The sequence below is a fragment of the Bacteroides sp. 1001136B_160425_E2 genome, assembly GCF_015559655.1.
Lineage (GTDB): Bacteria > Bacteroidota > Bacteroidia > Bacteroidales > Bacteroidaceae > Bacteroides > Bacteroides luhongzhouii.
On record NZ_JADMQH010000003.1, the window covers coordinates 238,349 to 253,463 of the forward strand.

Annotated in this window: 9 protein-coding genes and 1 pseudogene; 2 read left to right on the plus strand and 8 right to left on the minus strand. The window is 40.5% G+C overall.

Features of this window, described 5'->3' with window-relative positions; translation table 11 throughout:
* Nucleotides 1-155 precede the first annotated feature (155 nt).
* The 8 genes and pseudogenes from I2I04_RS04185 to I2I04_RS04220 all read right to left on the minus strand — a co-directional run bounded on the left by I2I04_RS04185 (nt 156) and on the right by I2I04_RS04220 (nt 13,037).
* A complete protein-coding gene (locus I2I04_RS04185) occupies nt 156-2,390 on the minus strand; it encodes a fibronectin type III domain-containing protein (RefSeq protein ID WP_195654393.1) in 2,235 nt (744 codons plus the stop codon).
* Between the two features lie 39 nt (nt 2,391-2,429).
* Nucleotides 2,430-3,509, minus strand: coding sequence for a BACON domain-containing protein (locus I2I04_RS04190; RefSeq protein ID WP_195654394.1), 1,080 nt, complete (start codon nt 3,507-3,509; stop codon nt 2,430-2,432).
* A 33-nt stretch (nt 3,510-3,542) separates the two neighbouring features.
* Nucleotides 3,543-4,892: a DUF4302 domain-containing protein gene (locus I2I04_RS04195; protein WP_195654395.1), complete on the minus strand. Its 1,350-nt coding sequence runs from the start codon at nt 4,890-4,892 to the stop codon at nt 3,543-3,545.
* A gap of 29 nt (nt 4,893-4,921) precedes the next feature.
* Nucleotides 4,922-5,854 (minus strand): putative zinc-binding metallopeptidase, encoded by a 933-nt coding sequence (locus I2I04_RS04200; RefSeq protein ID WP_195654396.1) that lies wholly within the window; start codon nt 5,852-5,854, stop codon nt 4,922-4,924.
* A gap of 24 nt (nt 5,855-5,878) precedes the next feature.
* A complete protein-coding gene (locus tag I2I04_RS04205) occupies nt 5,879-7,438 on the minus strand; it encodes a RagB/SusD family nutrient uptake outer membrane protein (protein ID WP_195654397.1) in 1,560 nt (519 codons plus the stop codon).
* Nucleotides 7,439-7,467: 29 nt separating this feature from the next.
* Nucleotides 7,468-11,055 (minus strand): annotated as a pseudogene (locus I2I04_RS04210) (SusC/RagA family TonB-linked outer membrane protein).
* Between the two features lie 153 nt (nt 11,056-11,208).
* Nucleotides 11,209-12,372, minus strand: coding sequence for a FecR family protein (locus tag I2I04_RS04215; protein ID WP_195654465.1), 1,164 nt, complete (start codon nt 12,370-12,372; stop codon nt 11,209-11,211).
* Between the two features lie 62 nt (nt 12,373-12,434).
* Complete coding sequence (locus I2I04_RS04220; protein WP_195470440.1) at nt 12,435-13,037, minus strand: RNA polymerase sigma-70 factor; 603 nt, start codon at nt 13,035-13,037, stop codon at nt 12,435-12,437.
* Nucleotides 13,038-13,081: 44 nt separating this feature from the next.
* Between I2I04_RS04220 and I2I04_RS04225 the strand changes: the two genes are divergently transcribed.
* Together I2I04_RS04225 and I2I04_RS04230 are read left to right on the plus strand one after the other, a co-directional pair.
* Complete coding sequence (locus I2I04_RS04225; RefSeq protein WP_195470371.1) at nt 13,082-14,089, plus strand: NAD-dependent epimerase/dehydratase family protein; 1,008 nt, start codon at nt 13,082-13,084, stop codon at nt 14,087-14,089.
* Nucleotides 14,080-15,045: a phosphatase PAP2 family protein gene (locus tag I2I04_RS04230; RefSeq protein ID WP_143258890.1), complete on the plus strand. Its 966-nt coding sequence runs from the start codon at nt 14,080-14,082 to the stop codon at nt 15,043-15,045. Before I2I04_RS04225 ends, I2I04_RS04230 begins: the two co-directional genes overlap by 10 nt.
* Nucleotides 15,046-15,115 lie beyond the last annotated feature (70 nt).

Below are 15,115 nucleotides of genomic sequence, written 5' to 3' on the forward strand. Positions count from 1 at the left end.
GGATATGGCAGTATTCTATTTAAAATTTTACTTTGTAGATAGTTATGAGTATTCACTTAATGTGCTTTGAATGTGTTGAATAATACAAACCATCCTTGGATTTGTATGTTAGAGTGTACCAAGGATGGTTTGTGGAACTAAAGAGAGAGAATCTATTATTGTAGTTTTGTTGTAATATTCAAGCATTTATCTTTTTCCCGATAGAAGAAATAACCATAATTATCTAACGGTGTATTCATATTCTGTGCTGCTTCTTCAAGACTCGCTTGACTGGTATCAGGAATTCTGAATGTCTCTGATGCTCCCATGGCTCCCGAATGTCCTGTAATGGCATCGGACGCACTCCACCAGTAGGTGGCGTTCATTGTAGTGTAGCTACTACTCAGGCCGGCGATACCTCCTATAAATGTTATAGGACCTGTAGCAGACATTGTACCTTCGATGAGAGAATAGCACCCTGTTACTATTTTTCTGGCAAAACGAGTACCATTGGCAACTCCAGCAATTCCACCCATATTTATTGTATTACGATCAGTGGCTGTTACTGCTTTTGCATTCATAACACCCTTACAGATAGTATAACTTCCGTATATATTTCCACTTAGTAGATTACCTGTTATCCCACCGCAACTAGCCCCTGCTACTCCTCCTTCCGCGGACAATAAACCATTCTTATCAATGACTGTCCAGCATCTTATTAAAGTCATCATACTACCTGCTATACCTCCTGACATTGCTATCTGTGGATGTATAGCTATTACTTTTCCCTTGATGGTGACATCTGTGTCCTGAAGGCTTCCTGATGACATCTGAAAGCTCCCTGTACCGTATATTCCACCGGCGTAAGCTACGTCTGAACTTCCATAAACACGACTCTTGACATTTGCTATAACCTCTCCTGTAATAACTGCGTGTAAGCCAGTGGCTCCATATCCTGCACGTGATTGTACTCCGACAGCTCCGCCTGCATTAGCTATGTTGTCCGCTTCTGCCTTTACACTTCCTGCAATGAGAATGTTACAACTACCGAGCATATCAGCGCCATAGTTACCCACAATTCCTCCCACAGATGCTATTGTGGTTATATCGGCTTCGTCTGTGGGCTTTTTGCTGATAGAATGTAAAGTTCCGTTGATAACTACCTCGCAACCACCGATTATAACTCCACTGGAAGAACCGCAAATTCCTCCGACAAAGGTCGAGGCATTATCTATACCTGACTCCGCAGAACTGTCAATTGGTTTAGCCTCAGCTTGTATTAAGCCGTCAATATTGGCTGAACAATATTGGATACTTCCTCTGTCACCATATCCTAATATGGCACCAACCTGAGGGGAGTTACCACAAACTATAAACTCATTTGAAGCAGGTATTTCTACCATGCAGTTATTAATTAATTCTCCTGTCATATTACCACATATTCCTCCAACCATAGCCGTTCCATATATATCGGTAGAAAATGAAGCGCGTATATTTCCTTTGAAAGTGCAATTGTTTATAGTGGTTCTGAAACTATATCCTATAATTCCTCCGACAAGTAAGTAATTTGCTACTTCTTTGGTACCTGTATGTATTGTAGTAATATCGCTTTCTACATTTAAATTTGAGATGGTGCAACCTGCTCCCGTTAAACCGAATAATCCGTATATGGCATTAGGTTCATTGCCTGAATAGTTGATTGTGAGATTCCTGACAGTATGCCCTTTTCCGTTAAAGTGTCCTGTAAACATATTCTTTTCGGGCATTTGAATTTGTTTGTTGTCCAATCCGGTACCTATAGGAGTCCAGTTGTCAATTTTACTCATGTCTATATCATCCGCAAGTTCATAATAAGCTTTGGAATAGTCGATTGCCGGATCCATTTTTATTTCAATGTCATTTTGAGTGTCAAGAGTGTTTTCTTTATTCTCATTACTTTTATTGACCAGATAAGACATGAGCTTCAGTTGTCCCGGTGTTTTGATGACAAAAGGAAGATGCTCAATCCCTGCACCGGAGGCGAATTCTTTAGCTATAGTTCCTTCTGCCATCCGGATTGTTTTCCATTCGCTAAAAGGAGAAGTAGAAGAGTTGTTGCTGTATGTAGCATTTATTGCTATCCAATATTTCTTTTCCGGTTCCAATCCAGTGAATGTAGCTGTAGGTTCGGTTACTGTCTGAAACTTGTCAGTCAGTTCTCCCCATTCATCTTTTATTTTCACGGTATAAGTACTTGCGTCGGAAACGGCTGTCCATGTCACAGTAAACGAATTGCTGGAAACGTTAGTGTATGTGATACCTTTGGGAGCGGATAATGCCGGAACATTGTCATCATTGTCTGAGCATGATATGGCAGTCATTGTGAAGCCATATATCATGCAAAGAATAGCCCAATTAAAGAATGTCTTCATATCGTATTGCTTTTTATTTTTCTGAATAGCCATATTTGTCTATCTGAATAGTTTGAGATTGTAAATATCCATGGTGAAAGATGACACGAAATTATTTGGTGTCAGATTATCTTTTTCTATAAAGAACCCTAGAAGTAAATCTGCGATGACAGCACCTTTCACACTGCCATTATCATGCAATGTCAGCATAATATCTCCATTAACTATGCTCGGAGCAAGGTCGACACTTTGACTTGCCGACCAATAGCTATAGTATATAGATGCCAGACCAGCATACATATAGAGTGTTTTTTTAGTTCCATTAGTTTCATTTTCCACCTCTGTTTCGCCTTGGTACTGACTGGCAGCGATTCTGAACCCGTGATTTTCGTAAGTTGCTGTCAATGTCATCGGAAACATCGAAGAATTGGGTAGTGAGATGAGGTAAGTGCCGTCTTTTTCTCCTGTTTTTATGGTGGCGGGACCTCTGCCACTGTTGCTGCTTCCTTGCCAATTGCGGTTGAATGTTGCCACCCAATTCCCCAGAAGATTTTCAGCATCGTATTGCATCAATACATAATTGGCAGTACGCGTGCCGTTCGTAATTTGTACCTGAGTTCCGCGTGCTGCGTTCGTTGTATTTTTCTTGAAGTTGAACCGTACACCTTCGTCTACTAGTTCATACGATAGCCAGTCCTTTGCAGTTTTGGGAATCGTGATTTCAAAAGGAAACGAGCCGGTCAGTGCAATGACCAAAGACGATTCTTCATTGCCCGTTGCTTGCTCGAGGTCGTTTTCATCATAAATGATAATGGCACCTTCCTGAGTAACAGCTACTTTCTGATCCTTTTCTCCATTACGTATGATAATTTGGGCGTAGCGTCCCGGATAGTCATAATTCTCTTTTACATCAAATGTGACAATCTCGTTGGTCATATCTGTAATGACGCACCAATCTGCGTCGGAATTGGCAGTGACGGCGCCGCTAGCTTCTATTTTTATAAAGCCTTCTCCACCTGCTGCTTTGAACGTGGTGTTCGATTGGATGATTTTCAAGATGGATATGTCTGTATCATCATCATTGCATCCCGTTGTCCAGACACACAATGATAGTATGAGTATATTTAGTAACTTCTTCATGCTTTATACTAATTAATTTGATTAAAACTTAGGTTATTGTTTCTTTTCAATTGTATAGTCAAAATACCATGCCATCCATCCGGTGAAAGTACTTGAATTGTAATTCCCGGAAGTATATCCTTCAAAGAGGATTGCCGTAGGAGCTTGACCGGTCAGCATTTTGAAAGTTCCTTCATCTTCGAAACTGAATACTAACGGGGCAGTACTTTCTATTTTGCTTATAACGGTAAAGTAGTAACCTGTTATTGCACTCTGATAGAAGGGGATGTACCCTTGATTATTGCCAAATGAAATTGCGGCATTATAACTACCTATGCTTCCGACAGGCTGTACTGTTAACGTCATCTTTCCGTTGGAACGGTCGTAGACCATAGTTATCGGAGCATTTAATCCGGTCATAGTGAAACTCTCATTTTCAACTTTTTGTGTGATACTGATTTCAAATTCTTTGTTTTCAGGAGCCGGCATATCTTCGGGGCTTGTCGGCGGCATCATGGATTGACATTTAAAGGTGTAATTGCCTATGAAATCATTGTAATAGAGATATCCTGCCGGAAGGGTAGATACTAGTTTTATATTTTGTGCTCCTTCATCTTTGCAGGTGAAAGTCATTGAGGCCGTATCCCATATAAAATGTTGCGCCTCTTTGCCGTCTATCGTGATTGGTTCGCGGAAGTGGAATCCGTTTGGAGTGAAGACAAATGGAATCGTTGAAGAATTTTTTCCTTCGTCGTTCCATGTTAGCGTATAATTGGCTCTTTTCAGTTCTCCTATTCTTTGACCATCGGCAATGACATCGAATTGATAAAGATAAGCTTCTTGTTCGATTTGATTTACGTTCCGTATATATTCTTCCCAGTCTGTTTCCGCCGTGAGTCTTGTCATTATGATGGTGTTGCCATATTTCTTGCCTTGAAGGACAACCTGCTCGTTGGAGGTACTCATGATAATAAACTCATAGTCGCCTCCCATATTGGCGTTCGCGTCATTTCCCGACCCCATTGGAGTACCGAAATAGTGAATCAGTTCGTTGTAGCTGTCGAACGTCAGCATGGTCGATTGTTCGGATACTACCCGATAAAGAGATTCCATTGATATTCCTGAAGGTACATTCGGAGTAGTAAGTGTAGATGCCATCTTCACTTTCTCTTCGCCGAATTTACAAAAGAGGGTAATACCTCCTAGAGAATAGTTAGGACCGATGTAATATTCCATCAACCAACCGTTCGGAGAACTTTTCAGCAGTTCGCTGCACTTGAGGACATCTGCAGTAGCCCGTTCTGCTGAAGAGGCATCGAAATAATCATCTTGCTTGAACAGGCAGGAGTGAAGCCCGATGCAGACTGTTACTAATATAAAATAAGTTAGTATCTTTTGTTTCATAACTTTATACATTTAGTTGATTAGTAAAATTAAAAATCGTCAGCCAGTTCGATAGTGCTTAAATCCAGCTCGTATATTTCGCTTTGGCGCCGTAAAAAGATGGAGCGAAGCTCATCTAGGTTTATCCCCCAAGTGTCGCGCATATAATTGTAGACGATATTGAATTTTTTAGTGAGTTGGGCTGCCCCTTCTTCTCCTGCTACAGCTAACATGTTCTCCCAGTATACGGCACTGTTAGTGACATACATAGCTATGTTCTCTGCAAAGTCTTCACGGGGTTCGCTCATGGCGTATGGAGTAACAAAACCGGCCTGCCATGCTTGTGCGTCTGTCCTGTTACTCTGTTGCCCGGTTTCGGGATTGGTGTAAATATACCAACTGCTTCCTATATAGCCATTTTCTGTGACACGGTCGAAAGCGGGATCGTAGTTTTTGGTCTGATGTAGTACATGGGCGAATTCATGGTGCATTGTTTTAAAAAAAACTTCGTTCAGTTCTTCGATATCAATATTTTCAGCATCCAGACTATTTACATCATAGAGGGTTATTTTCATTCCTCCTTCGGCTGTGCCCAATATTGCACCACTCTTTTCATAGGCTTTGGAACCTATCAGGTGGACTGTTTTTGGCATATAGACACGTAAGAAATTGATTCCGTTTTGTTCGTCATACGCTTCCATCCAAACGTATTTTACAAGCTTGGCAAGAGCTACTGCTTTGTCGTAGTCGGCAGGAACCAGATTTTTGGTCTGGTCGCTTTCGATGTCTTCCATGCGGTATTTGAAAGTGACGTTATAAGGATTCATATAATTTCTGAACAACCACTTGTCAAATGCGTTCTCTGTTTTGCCTTCATTGGTGAAGATGCTGTGAGCGGTATCAATGTCCTCATCATTGTTGCATGCTCCCACACAGATAGTTGAGGCTATGAACAATAGATATAAAATGTAGTTTCTTTTCATATTGTCTTTCTCCTTTCTTTACTTTTATCTTGGATTTGCCTGTATGCCTGCTGATACTACATTAGCCGGGATCTGAATTACCCTTCGTAGGTCGTTCTTGTTCATAGTATCAGTGACATCCATTAATCGTTCGTTTTCAAAATAGCGACGCTCCACAGTGATGCCGTAGCGTTTTACATCCTGCCAGCGCAATCCTTCTCCTAAAGTGGTCAGCCTACGCAAATGAAGGATACAGTGAATAAAATTTGTTTGTCTTCCGGCCTCAAGTACAAAATCGGGTGATAAATGCTTTTTGGGAGTTATGATTCCTTGGGCGAGGTCATAATACTTCATGCCTTCTCCGTAAAATAGATCGATCATTTCCGGAGTAATGGTAATCGTGCTTGATGTAAAAGCTTTCTGCCAAGAGGTTATATCAGCGGCTGCTTTGTCATATTGTTTCAGGTAAGTATATGCTTCAGCCCGACAGAGTAATGTCTCGTCTGTGGTGAAAACTGGAATTAGTGCATACGGATACCCTCCGTCCTTTATCTTCATTGATATTCGTCGGAATGATATTTTGGGTGAGCGGGAAGGTTCAAACGGCTGTTGTCGGAAAGTGGTGTAGGCTCCCCACAATCCGTTTGAATAACAGTCCTCCATTGCGGTTACGGCATTGTGAGAATATCGCATGCCCAATCCATATCCTGAATCAACTATGCCTCCAAGAGTAGAAGCTGTACTAAGGATGAGTAGGTTGGCTGGTTCGGAGGCGTTGATGTAGGCATTAGGTTGCACACCTTCGTTTGGACTAAGTGTTCCCAGTGATTTCCAGTCACGTAAAAATTCTCCGGCATTATTTCCTAACACCTTGTTTGCATATTCTATCACTTTTTTGCAGTTGGAGAGGTCCGGCTGCATATAGTAAAGATAAAACCGTGCGGCAAAAGCATACGCTGCCTTTTTGTTGAAATGGTATTTGGGTACGGAATAGGCATCGTCACTAATCAGAGGAATACCTTTTTCCAGATCTGCTGATATTTTATGGTATACATTGTCAAGCGTGCCTCGTTCATAATGTGGAGAGACAGTTGTTTGAAGTGTCTCCATATAAGTGATACCCAATTCTTGTTCGGCTGTAGCCGGGTTATAGACCTGACAGAAAGTAGTAGCCAGTATGAAATGTGCATATGCGCGGCATACTAATGCTTCCCCTTTCTGTGGATTCAGAGTTGCGGGGCTTCCTAAATTCTCGATTGCGTCGAGTGCATTGTTGGCTGATGCGATAGCAGCATAACAATCATCCCATACAGCTTGTGGAGAGTCTTGGTTTTCTTCGTAAGTATCTTTCCAGTGATATAAATCGTCCTCTAGTTTCTGCCAGTAGCTGTATGAACGACTGTTTTCGTCTATATTGTCACTGTAGAACTCTCCTATGAGGGTATTGGTACTTTGCGGATAGGCCGAAACTAATATGCTGATAATACTCTGCTCGGTGTTCAATTCTGTTCGGTTATCAGGCATCTCATCCAGAAAACCGTTGCAACCTGCATAAAATGGAGTGGATAAGAGCAGTAATCCTATATATAAATTATTTTTTCTCATATTGAAATATGTTGGTTATTTATTACTGATTATATTCCTAGTCTCAATGTCAGTGTGAACTGGCGAGGCACAGGTGATGCTACTCCTCCTGTGTTGAAGAATTCCGGGTCTTGTCCGTTCAACTTCTTGTCTGCATAAAGAAGGAAAAGATTCGTAGCTTGTAGCTTAAGTGAAAGATTGGAAATTTTCACTGGTGCTAACCATGTGTGTGGAAAATCATAGGTCACGGATATTTCTTTCATACGTATGAAATCACCTTTTGCGATACGAGCCGAAGAGTAATTGTAGGCATTGTAAGCATAAGTCAATTTCTGATTGTCGGTGTACTGCCGATGGGTAATTATGGTCGGGATATCTGTCGTATTTTCTTCTCCGGGTAAAGTCCATCTGTTTTTGAACTCACGGGGCATCGCTGATAGATCGGAATAACTGGCTTTAAAAACGGGATCGAGACGGACTACATTTCCGAATGAATAAGTAAGGAATACATTTAATTTGAAACCTTTGTATGTGAAAACATTGCCGAAACTACCGGTAATGGTTGGATCTGTCGGACCTTCATATTTCAGGTAATCAATATTTTCACGAGCCTGGAATTCAATATCAGTGCTTGTAGTTTCTCCGTTGATATTAAATAATGGAATACCATTCTTGTCAAGTCCGGCAAATGGGATTGAAAATAATCCTCGTACCGGATAACCTTGGCGGGCGAATCCGTTTCCTGATATTAAACTCATCACATTAGACACAGATTTGAGGTCGGTCACTTTATTCTTGGAATGTGAGAAAATGAAGTCGGTGTTCCAGCCAAAGTTTTTTGTTTTAATATTCTTGGTAGAAAGTGTGAATTCTATGCCATGACTTTTCATAGATGCTACATTAGCATAAGTATAGGTTCCGCCTCCACCGATTCCCGGTGTGACAGCAGCTCCGATAAGGTCGTAGTTATTACGTCTATACCAGTCGATGGCCAGATTAATTCGGTTGTCAAGAAAACCAAAGTCTCCGCCGATATTCAACTCATGTTTCTTTTCGTAGGTCAGTTCGCTGTTTTCGCTGTCAGACATATAAATACCCGGCTCCTGAATGTCTGTAAAAGGGCGATAAGGCGAATATGCCCTGAAAATAGCTTGTGAATTGGTGACATTGGCAGGTCCACGATCGGCTGTCAATGAGTAAGAAACTTTTAACGTCATGTGCGATAATGTTGGTTGCAGTTTCTTAAAGAATATTTCCTCGTGCGCATTCCATGCTCCTGATAGGTTCCATGTTGGTAACCAGCGTGCAGAACGGCTTCTCCCCATACGGTTAGTTCCTTCATAACGGAAAGTGCCATTTAGAGTATAGCGTCCGTCGTACGAATAAGTGATGTTGGCAAATGCTGCCACGCTGCGTGCCAGGCTATGTTCTAATGCATAATATTTGTCATCGGCTTCCAGTCCTCTCTTGAAGAATTGATATACATAAGAGGGAGTTTCTCCCAATGAGTATTGCATACCCCATCCATTGAACATTGTGTAGGAGCGCCGTAGGTCATTGACTTCTACACCTCCGAAAGCATTAGTTATATGTTTCTCTGCAAATAAATGATTCCATGAAGCTGTAGCACGAAAATCCAATCCTAGCATTTTGTAGTCTTTACGCTGGTAGATACCTCCTCGTGGTAAAATACTGATGGGCAGTGCATATACATCGTCCGGATCACTATAAAGCAGCCCGTTGCTTTCACGAATTGTGGCGTCGTCCATGCCAGTACGGTAGGATGTCGCTTGGTTGGAATTGTCCAGAATGTTGTGTTCTTGTGAGCTGGTTTGGTATTTCAGCGACCCTAATGCACTGAATTCCAGTTCAGAAAGTGCTTTTCATTTTATTTCTCCTTGAAATTTTACATCTACTACATTTAATTCTATGTAGTTGTTTTCTAATTCGTGAAGGATATTAAAAGGGGCGTAGTTGGAGGTATAGAAAACATCCGGATCCATTGCACGCGAAGTGTTGATAGCGTATGAATAAGGATTGATATCGAATTCACGGGATACTTCTCCACTAGCTGCATTAATTGTAGAACTGATAGTGCCGGGTGCTTTTTGTTTGCGGTATGAGGCGTTTGATATTAAATTGACAGATAAATTTTTGAAAACATTGTATGTCGTATTTACATTGGCTGTATAGCGCTTTACTTCACTTTGCTTATACCAACCTGGATCAAGCATGGCGCTTAATGAAGCATAAAAAGAGGACTTTTCTGTTCCGGAACTGATGCTCACGGAATGATTCTGTAAGACATTACGAGAGAATAATACGTCAAACCAGTCTGTATTTCTCATTTCAGCTTCCTGCAAGTAAGTATTCATTTCATCAGTACCGGAAATGGCGTATTGACCGGTAACAGGATCAAAAGTATTTATCAATTTGTACATACGTCCGTAGACACCGCTATTAGCTGCACGGTAAACATCATTGTAATTCAACCATCCCTTCTGCTGCATCTCTTTATATATCCCCATTTGTTCCTGTGAATTCATGATGTTGAATTCATTATATGTGGGAACCATGCGTGTGGTAAATTCGCCAGTATAACTGATTTTGTTTATTCCGGCTTTCCCTTTTTTGGTAGTCACGACAATTACACCTGCCATTGCTCGGGCACCATATATAGAAGTTGCCGAACCGTCTTTTAATATTTGGAAGCTTTCAATGTCATCTGCATTCAGACCTGCAATAGCCGAACTGATCAGTGTTTCCGCATCACCTGACGAAAGATCATCAGCACCTACTTCGATGGCATCTTCCATGATAACACCATCCACCACCCATAATGGTTTTGAACTGCCATAGATAGAAGTGGCACCACGGACACGGATTTTAGGAGCTGTACCAAACGTTCCGGATACGTTTTGAACAGATACTCCTGCTGCCCGTCCTTCGAGTGCCCGACTAATTTCAGGGACTCCATCTAGTTTTACGTCATTGGCACCTAATTGAGTTGTGGCACCTGTGAATAGACGCTTGTCCATTTTCTGCATACCAGTTACGACCACTTCAGACAAGGTTTGCACATCTGCGTGCAAAGTAACATTCATTATTGGAGAAGGTGCCAATTCTTGTGGGTGCATTCCGATATAAGAAAATTGCAGGGTAGAGTTACTGGCAACTTTTTCTATGGAGAATCTACCATCTATATCTGTTAATACTCCTGATTTGCTACCTTTAATCATGACAGTAGCTCCGATAAGTGGTTGCCCGTCGTCTTCGGAAATAACGGTCCCCTTTACATCAAATATTTTTGGTTGCCGGGAAGGACCTTTGGGAGTAATTGTGATAAATAGCCCTTCAATATGGTATTCCAAGGGTTTGTTATTAAGAATAATGTCCAATGCTTGCTTTACATTCTGACTTTTCACAGAACCTGAGACTGTAAATTTCTTGATATCATCGTACGTAAACAGAATTTTGTATCCTGATTCTTTTTCCAGACGCTTCAATACGGACGGTAGGCGTTCGTTGTTGAACTCCATCGTGATTTTCTTTTCACTTTGTGTCTGAGCTTCTGCGAGATGTGGTAAAAAGCATACGCATAGGAGGCACACGATAAATAAATACCAGTTTCTTTTCATACGTTTGGTTTTAAATAACACTATTTTGAACTTGTTTATATAAATAGTGCGTATGAATCGAAATTTAAGATACCCCTTTTGCGAATTATTTTTTAATAAAAGTGATATTTTGTTTTTTCATGCATAGATTTGTTATACTTATGCAATAAAAACCTAGTCTATGGTAAGCGTATTGCCTTGCAAGGTGACGGTGACTTTTTTCATTCTGTTAAGCAATGAAATCGTATGCTCTAAATCTTTAGTACGATCGGATATGAAGTGCATTTTATATGTCATTGCTTCTTTGTTTCTGAATTCTATGTTTACATTGTACCAGCGTCCTAAGTTTTGCATAATATCTTTCAATGTAATATTGTCAAAATAGAAGTAGCCGTCTTTCCAATAGACGTAAGAGTCTAAGTCTACTTCTGTTAGAACGAAATTTCCATCAGATTGCAGGTGTGCGTCTTCTCCCGGATATAGTCGGGTATATGATCCTCCTTTTGTGTTACTTACTTCTACTTTCCCGTTAATAAGTACTACATGAGTATCTTCGGGAGTATAGCTACGTATATTGAATTCCGTGCCGAGAACGCGGGTTTGGACTGTCTTGGTTTTTACAATAAAGGGACGCTTGGCGTCTTTGGCCACCTTGAAATAAGCTTCGCCTTCTAAAGTAACGATACGCTCGTTGCCAATAAAGGCTGTAGGGTAAACAAAATTACTATTGGCATTCAGCCAGACTTCTGTGCCGTCACATAATACCACTTTGAAGCTTTCGCCTCGAGGTACGGTAAGTACGTGTGTTTGTGTAGTTGTTGAGATGACTTGCCTATAATCCAGCTCTTTCTTTTCAGACTTTGCGATGGCGGTTTTAGGCAGGACTTGATTGTTTGACTGCGGTTCGTCTAACACAATTTTTTCTCCGTCATCTTTTTGCAAAACAATATGTTGGGGAGTAGTATCAGCAGTGAATACAGTGATTGGTTCGAGTGCAGGGGTTGTCAGGCTATTAATTAAGTAGTAACTCCCGAATAGAACGGTAATCATGGCGGCTATTCCGATAGTTATCTTCCAGAGATTGGAACGCATTCGTGTTGAATGTTGTTTTTTCTTGAATCGCCCCAATTCCATTTCTACATTGGGAAGTTCTATTACTCCTTTTTGTTGTAGGAAAAGACTACTATCCATGATGTCGCGACAAGCTTGCAGGACTTCTTTATCTTTAAGCATCTCCTGCAGCTGTTCGTCGTTTATATCTGAAGAACTCTCCATGATGTCGAGCGCCTTCTCTACAGATTCATCTGTATTATTTATGTTGTCAATATCTTTATTCATCACAGTTTAACTGTATTATACTTATTTATATTACGTTTAATCATAAAATAAAGACACCTGATTTATGATTTTTTTGCACATTCCTCACGTATTACCTGTAATGCTTTCACAATATGCTTCCTGACTGCACTGACACTGATATTTAATTCTTCTGCCACTTCCTGATATTTCTTACGTTGAATATAACATTCTTCTAAAATATGTCTGGTATGTGGAGTCAGTTTTTCCATTGCCTTACTGATATGCATCATTCTTTCGTCCTGCTCCTGATATTCCGTTTCAACATAACTTTTGGTCAGTTCGGAATAAATTTGTACGTATTGTTCATGTGTATTCTGATGTCGCAGGAAGTCTATGCTTTTGTTGCGAACATAGACGTATAGATAAGATTTGGCCGTGGCTTTGTCTATCTTAGCATAATTAGCCCAAATAAATTCGAAGGCGTCGCTTACGATATCCTTGCTAGCCTCCATATTATTAATCAGGTGAAATGCATAATAATAAAGTTGAGGATAGTACTCTTTAAAAAGAAAATCAAAATCGGCCTTATCTTCCACGTGCTTTAAAAGTGTTGAATAGTAAATAAATCGCTTTGCAAATAAACAAATAATAATTGAGAAAAGCAAAATGGCTTTTATTTTATATTTATCGTATCTTTGTGGCATCATATTTTTTCAATTAATATTCATGTAGGACTTGAAAAGTAATAATGGAGAGTATTTTAATTACAGGCGCAAGTGGTTTTATCGGCAGTTTCATCGTGGAGGAAGCGTTGAAACGAAAGTTTGGTGTGTGGGCCGGGATTCGTTCCACGAGTAGCAAGCGGTATTTGAAAAACCGGAAAATTCACTTTCTGGAACTGGATTTTGCGCATCCTAATGAACTTCGTGCCCAACTCTCCGGGCATAAGGGCACTTACAACAAATTTGATTATATCATTCATTGTGCTGGTGTTACAAAGTGTCCCGACAAGCACTCTTTTGACTATGTGAATTATCTTCAGACCAAATATTTTATCGATACATTGAAGGAACTGAATATGGTTCCGAAACAGTTTATCTATATAAGTACATTGAGTGTGTTCGGACCTGCACGTGAGAAGGACTATACTCCGATAAAAGCGGACGACTCTCCGGTGCCCAATACTGCTTATGGATTGAGCAAACTGAAAGCGGAGTTGTATATTCAGAGTATGCCTGGTTTCCCTTATGTCATTTATCGTCCTACGGGAGTCTATGGACCTCGTGAAGCTGATTACTATCTGATGGCAAAGTCCATTCAGAAACACCTTGATTTCTCGGTAGGTTTCCGTCGTCAGGACTTGACTTTTGTGTATGTGAAAGACATTGTGCAGGCTATTTTCCTGGGAATAGAGAAAAAAGTAGTCCGTAAGGCGTATTTCCTGACAGACGGGAAAGTTTATAAAAGTCGTGCCTTCTCGGATCTGATACAAAAAGAATTGGGTAATCCGTTTGTTCTTCACTTGAAATGTCCATTAATTGTGCTAAAAGTTATATCTTTGTTCGCTGAATTCATTGCTACACGTTCCGGGAGGAGCAGTACCTTGAATTCGGATAAATATAAGATAATGAAACAACGCAACTGGCAATGCGATATAACTCCGGTAATGAATGAGTTGGGGTATGTGCCCGAATATGATTTGGAAAAGGGAGTTCGGGAAACCATTGCCTGGTATAAAAATGAAGGATGGCTTTAGACTTATTTAAGCGCATAGAAGCCCGCAAAGGGTTGTTTGCTGTGGAAAAGATTACATTGATTTATAATCTGTTGACTTCCATATTGATTCTGTTCCTGTTTCAGCGGATGGATCATCCATGGCACATGTTGCTGGATAGGGCGATGATCGCGGCTATGACTTTTTTATTGATGTATCTTTATCGTCTTGCTCCCTGTAAATTTTCGGCGTTTGTGCGTATCGTCATTCAGATGAGTTTGTTGTCTTACTGGTATCCGGATACTTTCGAGTTCAATCGTTTCTTTCCGAACTTAGATCATGTATTTGCAACTGCCGAACAGTTTATTTTCAATGGTCAGCCTGCTATCTGGTTCTGTCATACATTTCCACATCTTATAGTCAGCGAGGCATTCAATATGGGATATTTCTTTTATTATCCGATGATGTTGATTGTGGCTCTATTCTATTTTATTTATAAGTTTGAGTGGTTCGAAAAGATGTCTTTTGTACTTGTCACTTCTTTCTTTATTTACTATCTGATTTATATATTTGTTCCTGTTGCAGGCCCTCAATTCTATTTTCCTGCCATTGGTATTGATAACGTATCTAAAGGTGTTTTTCCTGCCATCGGTGATTATTTCAATCATAATCAGGAGTTACTTCCCGGACCGGGCTATCAGCACGGATTCTTTTATAATTTGGTGGAAGGCTCGCAGCAAGTGGGTGAACGTCCTACGGCGGCATTCCCCAGTTCGCATGTCGGTATTTCTACTATTCTGATGATTATGGCTTGGCGTGGCAGCAAGAAGTTGTTTGCTTGTCTTATACCTTTCTATATGTTGCTTTGTGGGGCTACTGTATATATCCAGGCGCATTATGTGATTGATGCCATTGTCGGTTTCTTCTCCGCATTCCTGTTGTATGTGGTCGTAACCTGGATGTTTAAAAAGTGGTTTGCACAGCCGATGTTTAAATAGAAACTGAAAGATCTCGACATATTTTAATTAGATCATGTTATTCTTCAGGAACAAATACAAGCTCCTGAAG